General features: G+C 42.9%; 20 protein-coding genes. All 20 read left to right on the top strand.

From position 1 onward, the window contains the following. Positions 1–8 precede the first annotated feature (8 nt). Complete coding sequence (gene flgK / locus MZ182_RS13650) at positions 9–1,934, top strand: flagellar hook-associated protein FlgK (RefSeq protein WP_011919617.1); 1,926 nt, start codon at positions 9–11, stop codon at positions 1,932–1,934. An 11-nt stretch (positions 1,935–1,945) separates the two neighbouring features. Further along, positions 1,946–3,154, top strand: coding sequence for a flagellar hook-associated protein FlgL (gene flgL, locus MZ182_RS13645; protein ID WP_248067297.1), 1,209 nt, complete (start codon positions 1,946–1,948; stop codon positions 3,152–3,154). Positions 3,155–3,313: 159 nt separating this feature from the next. Beyond that, positions 3,314–4,780 (top strand): flagellin, encoded by a 1,467-nt coding sequence (locus tag MZ182_RS13640; RefSeq protein WP_248067294.1) that lies wholly within the window; start codon positions 3,314–3,316, stop codon positions 4,778–4,780. 258 nt (positions 4,781–5,038) lie between these two features. Continuing rightward, positions 5,039–6,511, top strand: coding sequence for a flagellin (locus MZ182_RS13635; RefSeq protein ID WP_248067291.1), 1,473 nt, complete (start codon positions 5,039–5,041; stop codon positions 6,509–6,511). Between the two features lie 193 nt (positions 6,512–6,704). After that, positions 6,705–7,100: a flagellar protein FlaG gene (locus MZ182_RS13630; RefSeq protein ID WP_248067288.1), complete on the top strand. Its 396-nt coding sequence runs from the start codon at positions 6,705–6,707 to the stop codon at positions 7,098–7,100. 45 nt (positions 7,101–7,145) lie between these two features. Then, positions 7,146–8,513 (top strand): flagellar filament capping protein FliD, encoded by a 1,368-nt coding sequence (gene fliD, locus MZ182_RS13625; protein ID WP_248067285.1) that lies wholly within the window; start codon positions 7,146–7,148, stop codon positions 8,511–8,513. 55 nt (positions 8,514–8,568) lie between these two features. After that, positions 8,569–8,901, top strand: coding sequence for a hypothetical protein (locus MZ182_RS13620; RefSeq protein ID WP_248067283.1), 333 nt, complete (start codon positions 8,569–8,571; stop codon positions 8,899–8,901). A 6-nt stretch (positions 8,902–8,907) separates the two neighbouring features. Beyond that, positions 8,908–9,318, top strand: coding sequence for a flagellar export chaperone FliS (gene fliS, locus MZ182_RS13615; protein ID WP_248067281.1), 411 nt, complete (start codon positions 8,908–8,910; stop codon positions 9,316–9,318). Positions 9,319–9,613: 295 nt separating this feature from the next. Next, positions 9,614–11,047: a sigma-54 dependent transcriptional regulator gene (locus MZ182_RS13610; RefSeq protein ID WP_011919610.1), complete on the top strand. Its 1,434-nt coding sequence runs from the start codon at positions 9,614–9,616 to the stop codon at positions 11,045–11,047. Between the two features lie 109 nt (positions 11,048–11,156). Further along, complete coding sequence (locus tag MZ182_RS13605; RefSeq protein WP_061783060.1) at positions 11,157–12,239, top strand: sensor histidine kinase; 1,083 nt, start codon at positions 11,157–11,159, stop codon at positions 12,237–12,239. Beyond that, complete coding sequence (locus tag MZ182_RS13600; protein WP_248067278.1) at positions 12,232–13,572, top strand: sigma-54-dependent transcriptional regulator; 1,341 nt, start codon at positions 12,232–12,234, stop codon at positions 13,570–13,572. The genes MZ182_RS13605 and MZ182_RS13600 overlap by 8 nt, the downstream gene beginning before the upstream one ends. Before the next feature lie 219 nt (positions 13,573–13,791). Continuing rightward, positions 13,792–14,127 (top strand): flagellar hook-basal body complex protein FliE, encoded by a 336-nt coding sequence (gene fliE, locus MZ182_RS13595; RefSeq protein WP_248067275.1) that lies wholly within the window; start codon positions 13,792–13,794, stop codon positions 14,125–14,127. A gap of 45 nt (positions 14,128–14,172) precedes the next feature. Then, complete coding sequence (gene fliF / locus MZ182_RS13590) at positions 14,173–15,855, top strand: flagellar basal-body MS-ring/collar protein FliF (protein WP_248067333.1); 1,683 nt, start codon at positions 14,173–14,175, stop codon at positions 15,853–15,855. Beyond that, positions 15,848–16,894: a flagellar motor switch protein FliG gene (gene fliG / locus MZ182_RS13585; RefSeq protein WP_011788773.1), complete on the top strand. Its 1,047-nt coding sequence runs from the start codon at positions 15,848–15,850 to the stop codon at positions 16,892–16,894. Before fliF ends, fliG begins: the two co-directional genes overlap by 8 nt. Further along, a complete protein-coding gene (gene fliH / locus MZ182_RS13580) occupies positions 16,881–17,837 on the top strand; it encodes a flagellar assembly protein FliH (RefSeq protein ID WP_248067273.1) in 957 nt (318 codons plus the stop codon). The genes fliG and fliH overlap by 14 nt, the downstream gene beginning before the upstream one ends. Then, positions 17,806–19,143 carry a flagellar protein export ATPase FliI gene (gene fliI, locus MZ182_RS13575; protein WP_011788775.1) on the top strand — a complete coding sequence of 446 codons (1,338 nt, stop codon included), beginning with the start codon at positions 17,806–17,808 and terminating at the stop codon, positions 19,141–19,143. Before fliH ends, fliI begins: the two co-directional genes overlap by 32 nt. Before the next feature lie 11 nt (positions 19,144–19,154). Beyond that, positions 19,155–19,598: a flagellar export protein FliJ gene (fliJ, locus tag MZ182_RS13570; RefSeq protein ID WP_248067330.1), complete on the top strand. Its 444-nt coding sequence runs from the start codon at positions 19,155–19,157 to the stop codon at positions 19,596–19,598. Between the two features lie 166 nt (positions 19,599–19,764). Further along, on the top strand, positions 19,765–21,240 hold the full coding sequence (locus MZ182_RS13565; RefSeq protein WP_248067270.1) for a flagellar hook-length control protein FliK: 1,476 nt from the start codon (positions 19,765–19,767) through the stop codon (positions 21,238–21,240). A gap of 91 nt (positions 21,241–21,331) precedes the next feature. Then, positions 21,332–21,847 (top strand): flagellar basal body-associated protein FliL, encoded by a 516-nt coding sequence (fliL, locus tag MZ182_RS13560; protein WP_011788778.1) that lies wholly within the window; start codon positions 21,332–21,334, stop codon positions 21,845–21,847. A gap of 39 nt (positions 21,848–21,886) precedes the next feature. Further along, positions 21,887–22,918 carry a flagellar motor switch protein FliM gene (fliM, locus tag MZ182_RS13555; protein WP_011788779.1) on the top strand — a complete coding sequence of 344 codons (1,032 nt, stop codon included), beginning with the start codon at positions 21,887–21,889 and terminating at the stop codon, positions 22,916–22,918. The last annotated feature ends 2 nt before the right edge of the window (positions 22,919–22,920 follow it).

The following is a 22,920-nucleotide window of genomic DNA, read 5'->3' as shown; positions in this document are numbered from 1 at the left end:
GTCGGCTAATGGCGATTGACCTATTAAATATTGCACGTACTGGTGTGCTTGCCTCTCAATCGCAGCTAGGGGTAACCAGTAATAACATTGCTAACGCGAATACCGCAGGCTATCACAGACAAGTGGCAACTCAATCAACGCTGGAGTCGCAACGCTTTGGTAATAGTTTTTATGGTACAGGGACTTACGTTGATGACGTAAAGCGTATCTACAATGATTATGCGGCAAGAGAATTACGCATTGGGCAAACAACCTTAAGTGGCGCAGAAGCAAGCTACGGCAAACTCAGTGAGCTCGATCAACTGTTTTCTCAAATCGGTAAAATGGTTCCTCAGAGTTTAAATTCTCTGTTTACTGGATTAAACAGTCTCGCGGATTTACCCGCTGACTTAGGTATTCGTAGTTCAACTCTAAACGATGCTAAACAATTGGCTAATAGCTTGAATCAGATGCAATCGAGCTTAAATGGCCAACTGACGCAAACCAATGATCAGATCACTGGGATGACTAAGCGTATCAATGAGATTAGTAAGGAGTTGGCTAATTTAAATCTCGAGCTGATGAAATCGCCAAATCAAGACGCCATCTTACTTGATAAGCAAGATGCACTCGTTCAGGAGCTAAGCCAATATGCTCAAGTGAATGTTATTCCTCAAGATAATGGTGCGAAAAGTATTATGTTGGGCGGCTCAGTGATGTTGGTCTCTGGTGAGATTGCCATGACGATGGATACTAAAACCGGTAATCCATTCCCCAATGAGTTGCAATTGATGTCAAGTATTGGTTCGCAAAGTGTCTCTGCCGATCCGAGCAAATTAGGTGGGCAATTAGGTGCGCTGTTTGAATACCGAGATCAAACGTTAATTCCTGCAAGCCACGAGCTCGATCAGTTGGCCCTGGGGATTGCTGATAACTTCAACAAAATGCAGCAACAAGGATTAGATCTAAATGGCCAAGTGGGAGCTAATATCTTTAGAGATATTAATGATCCTTTAATGTCATTGGGTCGTGTTGGTGGCTATTCAAACAATACTGGTAACGCAACCTTAGGCGTGAATATTGATGATACTCGTTTATTAACGGGTGGCTCATATGAGTTATCTTTTACTGCGCCGGCCTCCTATGAACTAAGGGATACAGAAACAGGGGTAATTACACCATTGACGTTAAATGGCTCGACCTTAGAAGGCGGTGCAGGATTTTCTATTAATATTAAAGCTGGGGCAATGGCTTCTGGTGATAGATTCGCTATTCGACCAACTGCTGGCGCAGCTAATGGTATTACGGTTGAAATGACGGATCCTAAAGGTATTGCCGCCGCTTCGCCAAAAATAACTGCTGACGCCGCGAACTCAGGTAATACCCAAGTTAAGTTGACGCAAATTACGAATCGCAGTGCAGCCAATTTTCCTATTACTGGCAGTGAATTGACGATCCAGCTTGATACCACCGCGATACCTCCAACCTATGAAGCATTTGATGCCTCCGGAACCTCCCTTGGCGCTGCAGCTCCTTATACTCCCCCAAGTATCAGTGCCTTTGGTTTTACCTTTGAAGTTGATAGTACCGCAGCCGCCAGTAATGACAGATTTACCTTTAACCTAGCCTTTGCTGAAGGCGACAACTCTAACGCCGTTGCTATGGCCAAATTGAGTGAAAGTAAAGTGATGAATGGGGGGAAGTCAACCTTAGCGGATGTATTTGAAAATACAAAAATTGACATAGGCAGTAAGACAAAAGCGGCCGAAGTGCGTGTAGGGTCTGCAGAGGCTATTTACCAACAAGCCTATGCCAGAGTAGAAAGCGAATCGGGCGTCAACTTAGATGAAGAAGCCGCCAATTTAATGCGTTTTCAACAGGCTTATCAAGCCTCTGCTCGTATCATGACTACGGCACAACAAATTTTTGACACCCTATTAACTTCAGTGCGTTAGGAGATTTAATCATGCGACTATCATCCGCGCAGATCTTTAATCAAAGCATTACGAGTGTACTGCAAAAGCAAACGGCAACTAGCAAGATCCTCGAACAGCTCAGTAGCGGCAAAAAAGTCAATACTGCAGGTGATGATCCTGTCGCGGCGCTAGGTATCGATAACCTGAATCAACGCAATGCCTTAGTCGATCAATTTATGAAGAATATTGACTACGCGACTAATCATTTGCAGCATACCGAAAGTCAGTTAGGTCAAGCTGATAAGTTAGTATCCAGCATGAAAGACATGATACTACGAGGTTCTAACGGCAGTATGACTTCGACAGAGCGGCAAACAATTGCCGATGAATTACAAAAAAGCCTTGATCAATTACTCGCTATTGCCAATACCAAGGATGAATCAGGTAACTATCTTTTTGCGGGGAACCATACTGATAAGCTTCCTTTCCAGTTTGATACTAATGGACAAATTGTATACCAAGGTGACTCTGGTGTTCGTACCAGTATTATTGCTTCAGGTGTTCAACTTAATACAAATGTGCCTGGAGATACCGCATTTACCAAATCACCTAATGCGATGGGTGATTATAGCGTCAAATATTTGCCATCCCAACAAGGAGACTTTAGTGTTTCCAGCGCCAAAATAGCCAATGCAACGCCTTCGCTGTCTGGCTATACCGTTTCTTTTTTAGACGATGGTGTTGGTGGCGTGAATGTTGAAGTGACCGATAACGCCCTTCCACCCAATATTATTACTCCTGCAGCCCCTTTCGATCCAACTGTTCCCGTTACTTTTGATGGTGTCGAGTTAAAGATTACTGGCGAGCCTAAGATTGGTGACAGTTTTATTTTAAATGAAGAATCTGAAATCAGCATTTTTGATACGTTTAGCCAAGCGATAAAACTACTTGGAAATGCCGACCAAATACAAACTCCAGCAGGCCAATCTGAGTTGGCACAGTTATTGAATAATATTGAGAGTGGTGTCAAACAAATTAGTCAGCAACAAGGCTTAGCAGGAAACAGTTTAAAGACACTGGAAAAATACACTGACAAGCATACTGACGAGAAATTGATCAACGCATCAGCGTTATCCAAATTGGAAGACCTTGATTATGCCACTGCGATAACTGAATTTGAGAAGCAACAACTCGCCCTCAATGCCGTTGCCAGTGTGTTTAGTAAAGTGGGATCCGTTTCTTTGTTTGATTACATCTAAAACAGAATTCGTTCTGTTAATAGGTAAGGCAGCCTTCAATGATAGAAGGCGTGAATGTCGAAAGGTTAAGCAAGTTAAGTAAAGTTGCAGCAGATTTATAGCAACAAGATTTAGCCAGGCTTCCACGTCTTGGCTCCCAACTTAGAAGAGGAATGTATTATGGCTATTTCAGTAAACACCAACGTCACATCGATGAAGGCACAAAATAATTTAAATGGTGCCAACAATAAACTTTCAATGTCAATGGAACGTTTATCGTCAGGTCTCCGGATTAATAGCGCTAAAGATGATGCAGCAGGGCTACAGATTGCTAACCGTCTTACTAGTCAGATTAATGGTATTGGTGTGGCAGTTCGTAATGCCAACGATGGTATTTCTATTGCCCAAACTGCCGAAGGTGCAATGGGGGAGTCCACCAATATTTTACAACGTATGCGTGATTTGTCCCTCCAAGCTGCTAACGGCTCAAACTCTGCAGAAGACAGAAAGTCGATGCAAAAAGAGTTGACAGCGTTGCAGTCAGAGTTAACTCGTATCGCAGATACAACCTCTTTCGGTGGACAAAAACTCCTCAATGGTAAATATGGTACTCAGTCATTTCAGATTGGTGCGAATGCCAATGAAACAGTATCTATTACATTAAGTAACTTAGGTGCTAAAGAAATTGGTACCCAAGGTCAATTATTAGAAGGCGCCTCGGCGGGGCTTGGTTTTGCCACTGCAGCAGCTGCAACTGCACCTGCTAACGGTGTTGCTGGGGGCACACTAACTATTAGCGGTACATTAAGTAAAGACGTGACTATCGCTGCTGGTGACTCAGCTAAGACAATAGCACAAAATATTAATGCAAAAACTAGTGACACAGATGTAAAGGCCACTGCCCGTACTGAATTAAAACTTACTGCTTTAGGCGATCCAGGACAAGTATCATTTAAATTAAATGGCACCGCGATTTCTACAGCGATTTCAGATAAAACCGATCTTAATGCTCTGGCTAAAGTCATCAATGAAAAGTCCACAGTAACAGGTGTTAAAGCAACAGTGGATGATGCTGGTGGCTTACACATGATTGATGAAACGGGTGCGGATATCAAAATTGAAGATTTTGATAACACAGGGACGATAAAAACAGTCAGTCTGACGCCTATTGATGGTAAGGGTAATAACAATACAGCTATTACATTAACAGGTGGCGGCACTGACTCAACTACAGTGGGCGGTACAATAGAATTGTCGTCACTTAAAGCCTTTAGTACCACATCTGCTGATACGACTATTACTCCAGCTGCTACTATTACAGGCTCTACGCTAGATAGTGTTAACGCCATTGATATTAGTACCTCAAATGGTGCTCAGGATGCAATTTCTGTTATTGACTCTGCAATTGCCAGTATTGATGCGCAGCGCGCCGATTTAGGTGCAGTTCAAAATAGAATGAGTTTTACTATTAATAATTTAAATAACATTCAGTCAAATGTGTCAGATGCTAAAAGCCGCATTCAAGATGTGGATTTCGCGAAAGAAACCGCAGAGTTAACTAAGCAGCAAATTCTGTCGCAAACATCATCTGCAATGTTGGCTCAAGCGAATCAAATCCCACAAACTGCATTGTCATTATTGGGTTAAGATTGTGTGTTTACCTATTTTTAACCCGATGTAATCCAAGATTGAATATCCCAAAAGCAGACTTCGGTCTGCTTTTTCTATTATTTAAAACCCTACCTATTGTTTTTTAAAGATTAATTTTGGCTCAAATATTTTTTAGTTTTGAGCAAAATTTTTCCTAAAGCTTTTTTTGCGCCTGCCGTTACATTGTATGTAGAAAATAAATCTCGCCTGACAGTACTGACAGGCACTATTCAAGTTAGGTAGAGGACAATAATCATGGCAATTTCAGTAAACACTAACGTCACATCAATGAAAGCACAAAATAACTTAAATAGTGCTGGTAATAGCCTTAAGACGTCTATGGAGCGTTTAGCCTCCGGTATGCGAATTAACAGCGCTAAAGATGATGCGGCAGGTCTACAGATTTCTAACCGTTTAACCAGTCAAATTAACGGTATCGGTGTTGCAACACGTAACGCTAACGATGGTATCTCTATTGCACAAACGGCTGAAGGTGCAATGGGTGAGTCAACCAATATTTTACAACGCATGCGTGACTTGTCTTTACAGTCTGCCAACGGTTCTAACTCTGCTGATGACCGTAAGTCAATGCAAAAAGAAATTACATCATTACAGGCTGAGTTAACTCGTATTTCAGAAACAACTTCTTTTGGTGGTCAAAAGTTACTGAATGGTAATTATGGTACCCAATCTTTTCAAGTTGGTGCCAGTGCCAATGAAACTATTGATATTTCACTTTCTAACTTGTCAGCCAAAACCATTGGCAACAACACACAAATGCTAAAAGGTAACACTGCAGGTCTAGGTCGCGGGATTGGCGCAGCAGCGGATTCAACCGGAGCAAACGGCGTTGCGGGTGGTGCATTGGCTATCAATGGCACCGTAAGTAAAAGTGTAACTGTTGCCGCTGGCGCTACAGCTAAGGCTATAGCCGCTCAAGTTAATGGAGTTACAGCTGACACTGACGTTAAGGCAACGGCACGTACTGAACTTAAAATGGATACTTTAGGAGATCCAGGTCAGGTTTCATTTAAATTAAATGGAACCTCAATTTCAACCGCGATTACAGATAAGGCCGATTTAAAAGGTTTAGCCGCGGCGATTAATGAGAAGTCAGACACTACAGGTGTAAAAGCGTCTATTGATGATGCAGGTGCATTGCACATGGTGGATGAATCTGGTGATGACATTAAAATTGACGATTTTAACAACTCAGGTACAGTTAAGACAGTTAACCTGACAGCTGTAGATGCCAAAGGTGTTGACAGCGGAGCAGCGATAACTCTTACTGGTGGGGCTGCTACTGACTCGACTAAAATATCTGGTACTGTCCAGTTAACATCCCTTAAAGAATTTAGCACGACAGCAGCAGATGTTACTGTTGGTTTAACTACAGCAATTACAGGCTCTACACTTGACAGTGTTAATGCAATAGATATTGGGACAGCCAAAGGTGCGCAAGATGCAGTTTCTGTTATTGATGCGGCTATTGCGAGTATAGACTCACAACGTGCAGACTTAGGTGCAGTACAAAACCGCATGAATTTTACCATCAACAACTTAAATAATATTCAGTCTAACGTATCTGATGCGCGCAGCCGTATTCAAGATGTAGATTTTGCAAAAGAAACCGCACAGCTCACTAAGCAGCAGATTCTCTCGCAAACTTCATCTGCGATGCTGGCTCAAGCGAATCAAATCCCACAAACAGCCTTGTCTCTTCTATAATAGAGCAAGATAGTTAAGTGACTGGAATGAGAGGGAGAGTCGGCAACGATTCTCCCTTTACATTTTTAAATGATGCTTTGATTTGCTATAGAGTTGAAATTAAAGTAATAGTGCAAATAAAGCGGATAGCTTAATATCTGAGCAATATAGGTTTGGTATGCTATTTGCTATCCTTAAATGACAGAGGTGAACCATGGATGTGACTATCGCAAATACGTTGAATCCAGCGCTGCGTAAGGATAGCTTATCGACACAACGAGACAAACAAGCAGATAATGTTGAGTCAGTTATTTCGTCTGATGATATTCCATCTGTGAGTGCTGCCACGCGCAGTGTTGAAAAAGTGAATCAAGTAACAAAAGCGGATGCTGAAGAATTACAACATGCAGTTGATGATATTGCAGTCAGTATGAATGTTATTCAAAAAGGCTTAGCCTTTAATATTGATGAAGATTCAGGTATGCAAGTCGTAAAAGTTATTGATGTTTCCACTGGTGAGCTTATTAGGCAAATTCCTAATGAAGAGGCTTTGGAAATCGCTAAAAAGTTAAATGAAGTCACAGGTCTTTTGATGAAAACAGAAGTCTAGTGTGCTATTCATCTGACGTTAGCAATAGAGAGTATGGAGGTTGATATGGGCTTAACATCGGTTGGTATTGGTTCTGGCATGGATATTACTGGCATAGTGACGGCATTGGTTAATGCCGAGAGTGCGGGTAAAGTTGCTAAATTTAATGTGAGCGAAGGTAAGCTTAATGCGCAAATTTCGGGTATTGGTGCGCTTAAAAGTGCTATGTCTGAATTTAACGATAAGCTAAAAACATTAACTAAGAGCGAAACCTTTGGTAGCCAAAAAGTCGCAACCTCGACTAGGGATTATCTTTCTGCCACAGTCGATAAAACAGCAGTATCAGGCAGTTATCAAGTAAAAGTGGAGCAATTAGCACAGAGCCAAAAGATTGGCTCTGCTGTTGCCACTGATGCAACATCGCCAATTGGTGAAGGCTCACTTTCAATTAGCCTCGGCAGTGGTACAGCTTTTAATATTGATGTGAGTGCAACCGATACACTCACAGATATTATGAAAAAAATTAATAGTGCAGACGATAACACTGATGTAACAGCAACTATTGTTAATGGTGAATTAGGTCCTCAGCTTGTGTTGGGCTCTAAAAAAACGGGTGAAGACAATCTGATATCGGTGACGGCTACTGATGCTGGTGTAGGTACGGGGTTATCAGAGACTTTTACCATGACTGAACTAACACCTGCAAAAAATGCGATAGTGCATATTGATGGCGTAAAAGTCGTATCGCAATCTAATAGTTTAAATGAGGCAATCACGGGTGTATCGTTAACATTAACCGCCGCAGATATGGCTAAAACGACTACGCTAACGGTGAGTAAAGACACCACAAAAACTAAAACGGCGATTGAAGGTTTTGTCGAATCTTACAATAATTTGATGAAGACAATACAAGATCTTACTGGATATGACGCCGACACCAAAAAAGCAGGCATATTACAAGGTGATAGTTTGCCTCGTGGTATTCAGAGTCAACTGCGCGGCATATTATCTGGAGGGGTTGCGACTTCAGATGGAACACAGATGCTGGCAAACTTTGGTGTAAAAACCACCAGAGAAGGTTTATTAGAAATTGATTCTGCTAAATTGACCAAGTCAATCGAGAGTGATAAAGGGGTCATTGCTGAGTTGTTTGCAACGGAAGAAACAGGTCTTGCGGCTAAGATGTCAGGCCTAGTTGATACTTACATTAAATCAGGCGGCGTTATCGAGAGCCGTGATAGTTCATTAGATGAACAGCTATCACGTATTGCAGACAGTCGTGAGCAATTAAATACGCGAATGGCGGCCTATAGCGATCGCCTTTACAAGCAGTATAATGCGATGGATTTAATTGTTGCTAACCTAAACTCTCAATCAAGTTCGTTGCTATCGCGTATTGACTCTCTCCCTGGCGTCGTGAGGAAAAGCAAGTAAATTGAGTCGAAATATTGACTTTCTTGAATCTTTAAAATGAGCTAATGAGGAACATTTGGAAAATATTACTCAGCAACTAACAGATGTTAATAGTAACATTTTGTTAAATATAGATAAAATTGATAAAATGGCGCCTGTGGATGAACATTTTTATCTTTTGGTATTAGAATTGCAGAGTCTTATTGAGCAGCGCGAAGTATGTTTGAAAACCTTAGTGTCTAATAGTGAGTTCATTAATCACCCATTTTTAATGGAACAGTTTAATCTAAGTCAAACCTTGATTATGCGAGCAACGAAGGTGATGGAGGATTGCCGTGCACTGGTGCAGGTTGATAATAATGCTAAGCGTCATATTAAAGCTTATAAGGCGATTGAATCAAATAGGTAGGTATTTATGCGCGGGTCAATGCAATCATATCGAAAAGTTTCCGTGGAAAGTGATCTAAGTGTTGCTTCTCCGCATCGAGTTATTCAGATGTTATTTGCGGGTGCGTTAGAGCGTTTAGCCCAAGCGAAGTGTGCGATTGAGCAGGGGGATATTGCTAAACGGGGTCTATTAATGGGTAAGGCAATTGGTATTGTTTCAGGCTTAAATGGTAGCCTAAATATGGATGCCGAAGGCGATGTCGCGAATAACCTAACAAGGCTGTACGACTATATGTTGCGAAGAATGTCAGAAGCTAATATTAATAATGATGCTCAAGCCATTGATGAAGTTGTGGCCATTCTAAAAACCCTTAAAGAAGGCTGGGATGCTATCCCTGTCGATAAGCATAATGTGTCTTCTCATTCCGACGCGAGTTAAGGTAATTTAGGACGGGTCAAGGGCCATAAAAAAAGCGCACTGAGTGCGCTTTTTTTATGGTGGATGTCAATAAATTGACTCTTGTAGCTAGAATCATGGCATAAATGAACTAAAATCAACTCAGATTGGCATAAAGCGCATCTGAGGCTTGCTTCTCGACTGCTGATAATACAATATTCATCACAGTAGTGATGGTGGCACAGATTGTTACATTGAATTTGTTAAGCTTTTACAGCAACTAATCATAAAATAATTAATGCAAATTAATACATATTAGAGCTTTACGGCCTACTGAATGATGCAAACAGATCAACGAATTTTACTTGTCGGAACCCCATCAGAGCGCCTAAGTCGCCTGTGTTGCATATTTGAATTTTTAGGTGAGCAAATAGATGTTATTGCTCCCGAAAAATTAAATTCTTATCTCCAAGATACTCGTTATCGTGCTTTGGTTCTCTTTACTGATACCATGCCAAGTGATGCAATAAAATTGCTTGCGACCCAGTTCGCGTGGCAACCGATATTATTGTTTGGCGAGATAGGTGATTTTCAAGTATCCAATGTGCTTGGACAAATTGAAGAACCCTTAAGCTATCCCCAGTTAACGGAACTGCTGCACTTTTGCCAAGTTTACGGCCAAGTTAAACGTCCTCAAGTACCTACAAGTGCTAATCAAACTAAGCTTTTTAGAAGTTTAGTTGGACGTAGTGATGGTATTGCTCATGTAAGACACTTGATCAATCAGGTTGCAACTTCTGATGCAACAGTGTTGGTGTTAGGCCAGTCTGGTACGGGTAAAGAGGTCGTTGCTCGTAATATTCATTATCTTTCTGAACGTCGTGATGGTCCTTTTATTCCCGTTAACTGTGGCGCTATTCCTCCTGAATTACTTGAAAGTGAACTGTTTGGTCATGAAAAAGGTTCATTTACAGGGGCCATTTGTTCCCGTAAAGGACGTTTTGAATTAGCTGAAGGTGGCACACTGTTTCTTGATGAAATCGGTGATATGCCCTTACAGATGCAAGTTAAATTGCTACGTGTGTTGCAAGAGCGAGTTTTTGAACGAGTGGGTGGAACTAAGACGATTAACGTGGATGTTCGAGTCGTCGCGGCTACCCATAGGGATCTAGAGAGCATGATCAGCGGTAATGAATTCCGTGAGGATCTTTACTATCGCCTTAATGTTTTCCCTATCGAAATGCCCGCCTTAAGCGAGCGTAAAGACGATGTACCTTTGTTGCTACAGGAACTGGTGAGCCGTGTATATAATGAGGGACGTGGTAAAGTGCGCTTTACCCAACGCGCAATAGAATCGTTAAAGGAACATGCATGGTCTGGCAACGTTCGAGAGTTATCTAACTTAGTTGAGCGACTCACCATTTTATATCCAGGTGGTTTGGTTGATGTTAACGATCTGCCCGTTAAATATCGCCATATTGATGTGCCCGAATACTGCGTAGAAATGAGTGAAGAACAACAGGAGCGTGATGCCTTAGCGTCCATTTTTTCGAGTGAAGAACCCGTTGAAATTCCTGAAACACGTTTTCCAAATGAGCTACCTCCTGAAGGCGTTAACCTTAAAGATTTGTTGGCAGAGCTTGAAATTGACATGATACGTCAAGCTCTTGAGTTGCAGGATAATGTTGTTGCTCGAGCGGCTGAAATGTTAGGGATTCGCCGTACAACCTTAGTTGAAAAAATGCGGAAATACGGAATGACAAAAGAATAGTCTTTTGCATTTTTAGTTATATTATTGATTTTATATGTAAAAATTGAATTTTAATTTGGCATAGAATCTGCAGTCACTGCGTCATAAGCAATTTTTTGACGGAGTGACTATGTCAGCCCACCCACTAGCGCAAATCGAGACATTTAAGCACACTAGCAAACAATGGAACCAACTGCGTGAGGCCGCAAATATGTCCAATCGAATGGAACATATTTTACAAGCGATGCCCTCTGGCGTGGTGATTTTAAATGGTGATGGTATTGTCACTGACGCGAATCCCGTCGCGGTGGAATTGCTAGAGCACTCTCTATGTGGTGCTCGTTGGATTGATGTGATTCATAGTGCTTTTGCACCTCAAGAAGATGATGGCCATGAAGTGTCTTTACGTAATGGTCGTCGAGTCAAATTAGCCATTACTCCTTTAACTCCAGAGCCGGGTCAGTTAATCGTATTAACGGATCTGACTGAAACTCGTCTTTTACAAAAAAATATTTCACATCTGCAGCGGTTATCTGCACTAGGTAAGATGGTGGCGACATTGGCCCATCAAGTCCGTACGCCACTCTCTGCGGCCTTGTTATATGCCTCGAACTTAGCAAGCCCTAAATTATCAGACTCTGCCAAGACTAAGTTTCAACAGAAATTGGTTGATAGACTTAATGAATTGGAAAGACAAGTTAACGATATGCTGTTGATGGCAAAAGGCCGTCAAGATGAGCTTGGCGAGTTAGTTTCCCTGAATGATGTGATGGTCAGTGTGATTGGAAACTGTGATCCAATTGCAGAGCAGCAAGGTTGCAAACTTTCCTTTACTAATACATCAAGTGGATTATTACTGGCAAATTCAAGCGCGCTAAGTTCTGCAATTAATAACCTTGTCATCAACAGCCTCGAAGCTGGAGCGAGTCAGATCCGTATCCTTGCCACAGAGTCAAAGGATCAATTAATGCTAGAGGTTATTGATAATGGCAAAGGGTTAGATGCGAAGATGCAGCAAAAAGTGATGGAACCTTTTTTCACCACCAAAGCTCAAGGGACAGGACTTGGATTAGCCGTTGTGCAATCGGTTGTGCGTAATCATGGCGGAGAAATACAACTTCGCTGCCTACCGAATAAGGGCTGTACTGTTTCGTTAGTTTTTCCTCGCGCAAAATCGGCTGTTGTATTGCCTTTGGAGAAACCCCATGTCTGAAGCCAAGTTACTCTTAGTTGAAGACGATGCCTCATTAAGGGAAGCCTTACTCGATACTTTATTACTTGCGCAGTATGAATGTATTGATGTGGCTTGTGGTGAAGATGCCATTCTTGCATTAAAACAACATCAATTTGATTTAGTGATAAGTGATGTGCAGATGCAGGGAATTGGCGGTTTAGGCTTGCTAAATTACCTGCAACAACATCACCCAAAACTGCCTGTATTACTGATGACGGCCTATGCCACGATTGGCAGTGCCGTTAGCGCGATTAAATTAGGTGCGGTTGACTATTTAGCCAAACCCTTTGCGCCAGAAGTATTGTTAAATCAAGTATCTCGCTATTTACCATTAAAAACTAACGCGGATAAACCTATTGTTGCAGATGAGAAAAGTCTTGCATTGTTATCACTAGCACAACGCGTTGCAGCATCCGATGCTTCTGTGATGATCATGGGACCCAGTGGTTCGGGTAAAGAAGTACTCGCTCGTTATATTCATCAGCATAGCAGCCGCGCCGAACAAGCCTTTGTTGCCATCAACTGTGCAGCTATTCCTGAAAATATGCTTGAAGCAACTCTCTTCGGATATGAAAAGGGCGCATTTACCGGTGCTTACCAAGCATGCCCTGGTAAGTTTGAGCAAGCACAAGGTGGGACTTTGCTGCTTGATGAAATATCAGAAATGGATTTAGGTTTACAGGCAAAACTATTACGGGTGTTACAGGAGCGAGAAGTTGAGCGCTTAGGTGGTCGTAAGACGATTAAGCTCGATGTTCGTGTATTGGCGACCTCAAATCGTGATTTAAAAGCGGTAGTGGCCGCAGGTGGATTTAGGGAAGATCTTTATTACCGTATCAATGTATTCCCATTAACATGGCCTGCACTGAATCAAAGGCCTGCGGATATCTTACCGCTTGCTCGCCATTTATTGGCTAAGCATGCAAAAGCTCTCAATATCGGCGCTACACCTGAATTCGATGAACAAGCATGCCGGCGTTTGCTTAGCCATCGCTGGCCAGGAAACGTGCGAGAGCTAGATAATATTGTCCAAAGAGCCTTGATTTTACGGACAGGTTCTGTGATTACCGCCAATGATATTATTATTGATGTGCAGGGTGCGTTGATAAATGATGAATCTGAAGTGTCAGCGTCTGAGCCAGAAGGGTTAGGTGAAGAGCTCAAAGCACAGGAACATGTGATTATTTTAGAAACCTTAGCCCAGTGTCAGGGTAGCCGAAAACTTGTGGCTGAAAAACTGGGGATCAGTGCTCGAACCTTACGATATAAAATGGCTCGTATGCGAGATATGGGGATTCAATTACCCTGTTAGCTTCAGTAAAAATGCATGTTAGCAAATGCACTTTAATGCCTTTTAGGATTAAGGTGCATTTGTATCTTGCTGATTTCCACAGTGAGTTAATCTTCCAATGCTTTTTAGCATCCCTTATTTGTCTATTTTAAATGGCTAGTTTTAAACTTGGCCATTATTTTGCATATTCCTCATTATCGATATTTTGATCGTCAAGAATTCGACGACTGGGAGCTCAGCATGCAAATAGGCGCAAATACATTTCTGCAAGAAATGCAGTCACTCAAAGGTGAAATAACACCGTCTTTCGGTATCTCTCCGAATATCATGCAGCAGGTAAATAACACCAGTGGTGCCGATTTCGGTCAGCTACTCTCGCAGGCTGTTGGCAATGTCAGCGGCTTACAATCAACGTCATCAAACTTGGCAACGCGATTAGAGATGGGTGACTCGACAGTGAGCTTGTCGGATACTGTGATTGCTCGAGAGAAAGCCAGTGTGGCATTTGAAGCGACGGTACAAGTGCGTAATAAACTTGTCGAAGCTTATAAAGAAATAATGAGTATGCCTGTTTAGGCCCGAGAATAACCCAATCAGCAGGTACGAATCGTGAGCACAGAAATGATTGTCGGGTCTAATTCCGATTTAGCAGACCAAGGTGTCCAAGAAGAACATAAGTCAGGTGTGATGGGGAGCCTTGGCGGTGTCGATATGATGCGCCAAATTACCATGATCCTTGCGTTGGCAATCTGCTTAGCCCTAGCCGTTTTTGTGATGTTATGGGCTCAGGAACCTGAGTATCGTCCATTAGGAAAAATGGAAACTCAGGAAATGGTACAAGTACTCGATGTCTTGGATAAGAATAAGATCAAGTATCAGATCGAGGTTGATGTTATTAAAGTACCTGAGGATAAATATCAAGAAGTCAAACTGATGTTAAGCCGAGCAGGGATTGACGGTGGCACTACAAGTAAAGATTTTTTAACCCAAGACAGTGGTTTTGGTGTCAGCCAAAGGATGGAACAAGCGCGTCTTAAACACAGCCAAGAAGAAAACCTTGCCCGCGCTATTGAGCAGCTACAAAGTGTCAGTCGCGCAAAAGTGATTCTCGCACTTCCCAAAGAAAACGTCTTTGCCCGTAATACTTCCCAACCTAGCGCAACCGTGGTTATCAATACCCGTCGTGGCGGTTTAGGCCAAGGAGAGGTGGATGCCATTGTTGATATTGTTGCCTCAGCCGTGCAAGGGTTAGAACCATCGCGTGTTACCGTCACTGATTCAAATGGTCGTTTGCTTAACTCTGGGAGCCAAGATGGCGTTTCCGCTAGGGCGCGTAGAGAACTCGAATTAGTACAACAAAAAGAAGCTGAATATCGCACAAAAATTGAATCAATTTTAGTCCCCATTTTAGGGCCTGATAACTTTACTTCCCAAGTCGATGTTAGCATGGACTTTACCGCAGTCGAACAAACAGCCAAGCGCTTTAATCCTGATTTACCAGCATTACGCAGTGAAATGACGGTTGAGAATAACTCTACCGGTGGCACTACGGGGGGGATCCCTGGCGCTCTGTCAAATCAACCGCCAATGGAGTCAGATATTCCTGAAGATGCAACGAATGCATCTGAAAAAGTGGTTGCGGGTAACTCTCACCGTGAAGCAACACGAAATTTTGAGCTCGATACCACCATTAGCCATACCCGTCAGCAAATTGGGGTAGTCAGACGAATTAGTGTTTCAGTTGCTGTGGACTTTAAACCCGGTGCTGCAGATGAAAATGGGCAAGTGGCACGCGTTGCCCGTACTGAGCAAGAGTTAACCAACATTCGTCGTTTACTAGAAGGTGCGGTAGGATTCAGCACACAACGTGGTGACGTGTTGGAAGTGGTTACCGTTCCTTTTATGGATCAACTGATGGAAGACATACCAGCTCCTGAATTATGGGAACAGCCGTGGTTCTGGCGTGCGGTAAAATTGGGTGTTGGCGCCTTGGTGATCCTAGTATTGATATTGGCCGTGGTTCGTCCAATGCTAAAACGCCTTATTTACCCAGATAGCGTCAATATGCCAGATGATTCAAGACTCGGTAATGAACTGGCGGAAATTGAAGATCAGTACGCTGCCGACACCTTAGGTATGCTTAATACCAAAGAAGCAGAATACAGTTATGCCGATGATGGCTCAATTCTTATCCCTAATCTTCATAAAGATGATGATATGATTAAAGCTATCCGTGCGCTTGTGGCAAATGAGCCCGAGCTTTCCACTCAAGTCGTGAAAAACTGGTTACAAGACAATGGCTGAGAATAAAACAAAAGAAGCCGCTGAAGTCTCAAGCTTTAATGTGAAGGACATGAGCGGTATCGAGAAGACGGCAATTTTACTCTTAAGTTTAAGCGAAGCCGACGCCGCTTCTATCCTCAAGCACTTAGAGCCCAAACAAGTGCAAAAGGTGGGGATGGCCATGGCCGCAATGGAGGATTTTGGCCAAGAGAAAGTGGTTGGTGTGCATAAGCTTTTTCTTGATGATATTCAAAAATATTCCTCTATCGGTTTTAACAGTGAAGAATTCGTTCGTAAGGCGCTGACGGCAGCATTAGGTGCAGACAAAGCGGGTAATTTAATTGAACAAATCATCATGGGCAGTGGTGCTAAAGGCTTAGACTCCCTCAAATGGATGGATGCGCGCCAAGTGGCGACAATCATCCAGAATGAGCATCCGCAGATCCAAACCATTGTATTGTCTTATTTAGAACCCGATCAGGCCGCAGAGATTTTTGGTCAATTTCCTGAAAATACTCGCTTAGACTTAATGATGCGAATTGCTAACCTTGAAGAAGTTCAACCCGCAGCCTTGCAGGAATTGAACGATATCATGGAGAAACAGTTTGCGGGTCAAGGTGGCGCACAAGCAGCGAAAATGGGTGGCTTAAAAGCAGCCGCCAATATTATGAACTACTTAGATACGGGTATCGAAAGCCAATTGATGGAAACTATGCGCGAATCCGACGAAGAAATGGCGCAACAAATCCAAGATCTCATGTTTGTCTTCGAAAACCTTATCGATGTGGACGACCGTGGTATTCAAATCCTGTTGCGTGAAGTACAACAGGATGTGTTATTGAAGGCGCTTAAGGGAACTGACGATCAACTTAAAGAAAAACTGTTAGGCAATATGTCCAAGCGAGCCGCAGAGTTACTGCGTGATGATCTTGAAGCTATGGGACCTATTCGTATTAGCGAAGTGGAGGTTGCACAGAAAGAAATCCTCTCTATTGCTCGTCGTTTAAGTGATAGCGGTGAAATTATGTTAGGCGGCGGTGGTGGCGATGAGTTCCTCTAATCCGAGTGACAATAAATTGTCGGATAAGATTGTCAGTGACAGTGAAATCGAATTTAGTCACTGGAACCTACCCGATGTGACAGAGGTTGAGGATGAAAGCATCTCTAATTTGTTTGGCTACTCTGGTAAGCACATCAAACCAGTCACGGTAGAAGCTATCGCACCTCCCACAATGGCTGAAATTGAGCATATTCGAGCTCAAGCGGAAGAAGAAGGCTTTAGTGAAGGTAAAACACAAGGTTTTAATGAAGGGTTAGAAAAAGGACGTTTAGAAGGATTAGCGCAAGGTCATCAAGAAGGTTTTACACAGGGCCATGAACAAGGCTTAGAAACGGGTCTTGAAGAAGCAAAGGGTTTAATCAATCGTTTTGAATCGTTACTCAATCAGTTTGAAAAACCCTTACAACTTCTCGATGGTGACATTGAGTTATCTTTAATGACCTTAGCGATGGCGCTGGCTAAATCTGTTATTGGACATGAGTTGAAAACCCATCCTGAACAAATACTTTCCGCTTTACGTCTTGGTATTGAATCTTTACCTATTAAAGAGCAAGCAGTGACTATTAGGTTGTACCCTGATGACGTTATCCTCGTTGAGAAATTATATTCCGCAGCTCAATTGGCACGCAATCAATGGCAACTCGAAGTCGATCCCTCTCTAAGCCCTGGAGAGTGCATTATTAGTAGCCAGCGTTCCTTGGTTGATTTAAGTTTACCATCGCGAATAGATGCAGTATTTGAATCTCTACGAAGTCAACATGCCCATTTAACGCAACAGCAGCAACAACGACAGGAAGCACTTGCCGCAGAAGATGCCGCAAGAATATCACATCATAATCAGGATGCTGCGGGATCGGAACTTATGCAAACTGAGTCAGATATTGATTCACTCCAAACGAATGGAGATCAAGATGCAAAACCGTCAACACCAGCTGCTGAGTAAGTTCCACCAATATATTGATAAAGTACCTCCTTTTCGCGCAGTTGCCAGTGGGCAATTGGTGCGGGTTGTTGGTCTCACTTTAGAGGCGAGTGGTTGCCGTGCGCCTGTTGGTAGTTTGTGTTCTATCGAAACCATGGCGGGAGATTTAGTGGCTGAGGTGGTCGGGTTTGATGATGAGTTACTCTATCTTATGCCCATTGAAGAGTTACGAGGTGTACTCCCTGGAGCGAGAGTCATTCCACTTGGAGAGCAAACAGGGCTTAAAGTAGGCTTATCTTTATTAGGCCGTGTACTCGATGGCAATGGTGTTCCTCTTGATGGATTAGGTGCGCTGCAAACCGATCAATATGCACCAAGACATAATTCTGCCATTAATCCCTTATCTCGCCGTGCAATAACGGAACCCCTTGATGTTGGCGTACGTGCGATTAATGCCATGTTGACCGTTGGTAAAGGTCAGCGCATGGGACTCTTTGCGGGCTCTGGTGTCGGTAAAAGTGTGCTTCTGGGTATGATGACCCGTGGTACTACTGCAGATATTATTGTGGTGGGGTTGGTTGGTGAACGGGGACGAGAAGTTAAAGAATTTATTGAAGAAATTTTGGGTGAAAAGGGGCGAGCTCGCTCCGTTGTTATTGCGGCTCCGGCGGATACCTCACCCTTAATGCGCCTTCGCGCCTGTGAAACGTCAACGCGTATCGCTGAGTATTTCCGTGATTTAGGCTATAACGTGTTGTTATTGATGGATAGCTTGACTCGATATGCCCAAGCGCAGCGGGAAATCGCTTTAGCGGTGGGGGAGCCGCCTGCAACAAAAGGTTATCCACCATCAGTATTTGCTAAATTGCCCCGTCTTGTCGAACGTGCGGGTAATGGTGGTCCTGGACAGGGATCTATTACGGCGTTTTATACCGTATTGACCGAAGGCGATGATCAACAAGATCCGATTGCCGATGCATCAAGAGCGATTCTGGATGGCCATATCGTATTATCGCGTGCTCTGGCTGATTCGGGGCACTATCCCGCGATTGATATTGAAGCATCAATTAGCCGTGTTGCTCCGATGGTTATTTCTAATGAGCATTTAGAAGCGATGCGTCGTGTAAAGCAAACCTATTCTTTATATCAACAGAATCGGGATTTGATTTCTATCGGGGCCTATGCCCAAGGTAGTGATCCTCGGATCGATAATGCGATACGTCTGCAACCGGCGATGAATGCCTTCTTAAGGCAAACCATGCGTGATGCCTTTAGCTTTGCAGATAGTCAATCGATGCTGGCTCAACTTGCTGCACAGTGTAAATAACCGAGGCCATGATGGCGAATGCAGATCCCTTATTACTGGTACTTAATTTAGCGCTTGATGCTGAAGAGCAAGCCTCGCTCTTACTGAAATCGGCCCAATTAGAATGTCAAAAACGCCAACATCAGCTCAATGCCTTAAACAACTATCGTTTAGATTACATGAAGCAAATGCAGTCTCAGCAAGGTCAAGCGATTAGCGCAAGTCATTATCACCAATTTCATCGTTTTATTCGTCAGATTGATGATGCCATAGCCCAACAAAACCGGGTGGTGGCTGATGGCGAAAAGCAAAAAGAGTATCGTCAGCACCATTGGCTAGAAAAACAAAAGAAGCGCAAGGCAGTCGAACTGCTTCTCGCTAATAAAGCGAAAAAACGTGATACATTAGAATTGAAAAGAGAGCAGAAAATGACCGATGAGTTTGCATCTCAACAGTTTTACCGCCGACATAAATAGCCTGTATTTGTGCCGATACGCGCTTTCGTAAATCTTATTAACTATCATATAACTTTCGTGTTGGCATTTTATTTGCTTAATTTCATACACAACATTGCTGTTACAGCATAAATTGACGTTTTACTCCGTTACTGTTGAGTTTAACTGGGGGGGGTTGGGAGCCGATATGCAACAAATGACGAATATATTATTACCAAAAGCGGCAAATAATAATGCAAGTGCAGGTAAAGCATCGACTCCAGAAACGCGTAGTGAAGATTTTTCTGCAGCTTTAGCCTCAGTTACCAGTGTTTCCTCATCTACCCAAAAGCCTTCAACGTCTCAAGAACGCGCGATTGAACTGACTAAATCAGCATCCTCCAATGATATATCCCAAGGTGAAGAGGATGATGTGAGTTTGATTTTTGCCCAGATTAGCATGGCAAACGAAATGAAAAAAACGGCCGCAGAGGGCGACAAATTGCCGCTACTGCAGGAAATGGATCTGGATATTGGTACTTCTGCCGTTCAAGCTGAGGGTTGTTTTTCCTCTGAGTTAGATAAATTAGCCGAGTTATTAGTTGATTCGTCAGATATGGATGAATCGGGTGTAGCCTTGATTGCTGAGGCTGATGCCACTAACTTACCCGATATTAATTTGGCTTTACCCCTATCAACGCCAAGCATGCTAGATGGAGCTATTGCGTCACAAAACAATGGGGAACTGCCAGAGCAGAGCGTATTGGTTGAAGAAAGCACGGTCGAATTGGTTAGCCAAGAAGCCGCTAAACAACAGAAACAAGGGATAGTAGATGCTCAACCTATTATGGGAGAAAATGATAGTATCAGGTCTTTTTCTGCAGATAAGTCGTCTATTGCCCAACAAAATGCTTTTACAACGGGTCTAAAAGATACAAACAGTATTGATGGTACAAAGAAGGAATCTTTTGTTAGTGCAACCACTGCAGCCTTAAATACATTAGGGACTGCGGAGGATGTGGCAACTCCGAAAAACATTGAGCTAGATGGATCAGAACGGCTTGCGACAAACGTACAACTTAAAGATGCCAAGTTAGCTGTTACATTAGAGTCAAGTTCACCGACTTCATTTAATCTTGATGACGAAGTCGCCTCTGAGTTTAAACCCGTTTCAGTGACAACATCACCTACTCAACCGCAAGTGAATCGTCAAGATATCCCGCAAATTCAACTTTCACTGCGTCAAGGCGTTGAAACGCCAAATCAGATGCAGGAGATGATCCAACGATTTTCTCCGGTGATGAAACAACAGCTCATTACGATGGTGAGTAATGGTATCCAACACGCTGAAATTCGTCTTGATCCACCTGAGCTTGGCCATATGACGGTCAAAATCCAAGTGCACGGCGATCAAACCCAAGTACAGTTTCATGTGACTCAATCTCAAACCCGTGACATGGTTGAGCAAGCTATCCCTCGATTACGTGAATTATTGCAAGAGCAAGGAATGCAACTCGCAGATAGTCATGTATCACAAGGTGAGCAAGAACAAGGTCGCGATGGTGGTTTTGGCGAAAGTAACGGTTCTGGAAGCACAAATTTGGATGAATTCTCAGCAGAAGAACTGGATTTAGGTTTAAATCAAACTACTAGTCTGCATTCTGGTATAGATTATTACGCTTAAGCAGGTAACCTATAGGATTAAATAGCATTGTTACATTTTGATATGATGCATAAAATGTAAAGACTTAAGTCTAAATTGAAGAGCACAGTGAATGGCCAACGAAGAATCGTTAGAACTTGAAAATACTGATACGCCTAAAAGTAAGAAAAAACTTTTTATTTTTATTGGTATCGGTGTACTCGTTGCACTATTGATTGGTGGTGCATTATGGTTTTTTCTCGGCAGTTCAGATGAGTCATCCTCTGAAGCTGTAGAGGCTGTGGTTGAAACACCTTCAAATGATAAACTGGTCGCCTCTTATGTGCCCATGCCTCGTCCTTTTCTCTTTAATTTACCCGGGCCAGATCGGGCTCGTTTAGTCGAAATTAAAGTACAGCTGATGGTCCGAGGTTCCGATGATGAGGTCCTGATACAAAAACATATTCCGCTCATTGAAGATGCTCTCCTGACAACTTTTAGCAGTTCAGATGTGCAAAAGTTAAGCACTCAAGCAGGTAAGGATGAAGCTCGTCAATTAGCACTTCTTAGTGTTCAAAATACACTGCAATCCGTAACGGGACGTAAAGTGGTCGAAAAAGTGCTATTCACCGGTTTTGTGATGCAATAACCCGTAATTTCAGTACCCTAAAGAGGCTAAGGCAATATAGTGAGTGATTTATTAAGCCAAGACGAAATTGATGCGCTACTGCATGGGGTTGATGACGTCGATGACGATGATGATCTTGATGCTGCTAGCCAAGATGCGCGATCCTACGACTTTTCATCCCAAGATCGTATTGTACGTGGGCGCATGCCCACACTCGAAATTGTTAACGAGCGATTTGCGCGTCATCTACGTATTAGCATGTTCAATATGATGCGCCGTGCGGCTGAAGTGTCGATCAATGGCGTACAGATGCTCAAGTTTGGTGAGTACGTACATACCTTATTCGTCCCAACCAGTCTAAACATGGTACGTTTTAGTCCACTCAAAGGGACTGCACTTATCACCATGGAAGCTCGCTTAGTGTTTATCCTCGTGGATAACTTTTTTGGCGGTGATGGCCGGTTCCATGCCAAGATTGAAGGGCGTGAGTTTACCCCTACTGAGCGGCGGATTGTACAGCTTCTTTTAAAAATTATCTTTGAAGATTATAAAGATGCTTGGGCTCCAGTCATGGATGTCGAATTCGACTATCTTGACTCTGAAGTTAACCCTGCCATGGCGAATATTGTCAGTCCAACCGAAGTGGTGGTGATAAACTCCTTCCATATTGAGGTGGACGGCGGCGGCGGGGATTTTCACATTACTATGCCGTACTCCATGATCGAACCTATTCGAGAGTTGTTGGATGCAGGGGTGCAAAGTGATAAGCAAGATACGGATATGCGCTGGTCACAGGCATTACATGATGAAATCATGGATGTAAAAGTGGGATTCGATGCATGCGTTGTTGAGCATGAGTTAACGCTCAAAGATGTAATGAACTTTAAAGCCGGTGATATTATTCCAGTTGAATTGCCTGAATATATCATGATGAAAATCGAAGACCTACCGACTTACCGCTGTAAAATGGGGCGTTCTCGCGATAATTTAGCGCTCAAAATATATGAAAAAATACCCCGTCCAGAAACAGTAAAAACTGAACTCCAATTAGTGACGCGCAAAGGCAAAGCTAGAGATATATCTGAATTATAAGG

The sequence above is a fragment of the Shewanella sp. JNE2 genome (genome assembly GCF_023159115.1).
Classification (GTDB): Bacteria; Pseudomonadota; Gammaproteobacteria; order Enterobacterales; family Shewanellaceae; genus Shewanella; species Shewanella putrefaciens.
This window is presented reverse-complemented; position numbering and strand designations above follow the sequence as displayed.

Excerpts from the sequence above, each read along its gene's own strand:
- flgK (WP_011919617.1), top strand. The coding sequence starts at position 9 with ATGGCGATTGACCTATTAAATATTGCACGTACTGGTGTGCTTGCCTCT.
- flgL (WP_248067297.1), top strand. The coding sequence starts at position 1,946 with ATGCGACTATCATCCGCGCAGATCTTTAATCAAAGCATTACGAGTGTA.
- MZ182_RS13640 (WP_248067294.1), top strand. The coding sequence starts at position 3,314 with ATGGCTATTTCAGTAAACACCAACGTCACATCGATGAAGGCACAAAAT.
- MZ182_RS13635 (WP_248067291.1), top strand. The coding sequence starts at position 5,039 with ATGGCAATTTCAGTAAACACTAACGTCACATCAATGAAAGCACAAAAT.
- MZ182_RS13630 (WP_248067288.1), top strand. The coding sequence starts at position 6,705 with ATGGATGTGACTATCGCAAATACGTTGAATCCAGCGCTGCGTAAGGAT.
- fliD (WP_248067285.1), top strand. The coding sequence starts at position 7,146 with ATGGGCTTAACATCGGTTGGTATTGGTTCTGGCATGGATATTACTGGC.
- fliS (WP_248067281.1), top strand. The coding sequence starts at position 8,908 with ATGCGCGGGTCAATGCAATCATATCGAAAAGTTTCCGTGGAAAGTGAT.
- MZ182_RS13610 (WP_011919610.1), top strand. The coding sequence starts at position 9,614 with ATGATGCAAACAGATCAACGAATTTTACTTGTCGGAACCCCATCAGAG.
- MZ182_RS13605 (WP_061783060.1), top strand. The coding sequence starts at position 11,157 with ATGTCAGCCCACCCACTAGCGCAAATCGAGACATTTAAGCACACTAGC.
- MZ182_RS13600 (WP_248067278.1), top strand. The coding sequence starts at position 12,232 with ATGTCTGAAGCCAAGTTACTCTTAGTTGAAGACGATGCCTCATTAAGG.
- fliE (WP_248067275.1), top strand. The coding sequence starts at position 13,792 with ATGCAAATAGGCGCAAATACATTTCTGCAAGAAATGCAGTCACTCAAA.
- fliF (WP_248067333.1), top strand. The coding sequence starts at position 14,173 with ATGATTGTCGGGTCTAATTCCGATTTAGCAGACCAAGGTGTCCAAGAA.
- fliG (WP_011788773.1), top strand. The coding sequence starts at position 15,848 with ATGGCTGAGAATAAAACAAAAGAAGCCGCTGAAGTCTCAAGCTTTAAT.
- fliH (WP_248067273.1), top strand. The coding sequence starts at position 16,881 with ATGAGTTCCTCTAATCCGAGTGACAATAAATTGTCGGATAAGATTGTC.
- fliI (WP_011788775.1), top strand. The coding sequence starts at position 17,806 with ATGCAAAACCGTCAACACCAGCTGCTGAGTAAGTTCCACCAATATATT.
- fliJ (WP_248067330.1), top strand. The coding sequence starts at position 19,155 with ATGGCGAATGCAGATCCCTTATTACTGGTACTTAATTTAGCGCTTGAT.
- MZ182_RS13565 (WP_248067270.1), top strand. The coding sequence starts at position 19,765 with ATGCAACAAATGACGAATATATTATTACCAAAAGCGGCAAATAATAAT.
- fliL (WP_011788778.1), top strand. The coding sequence starts at position 21,332 with ATGGCCAACGAAGAATCGTTAGAACTTGAAAATACTGATACGCCTAAA.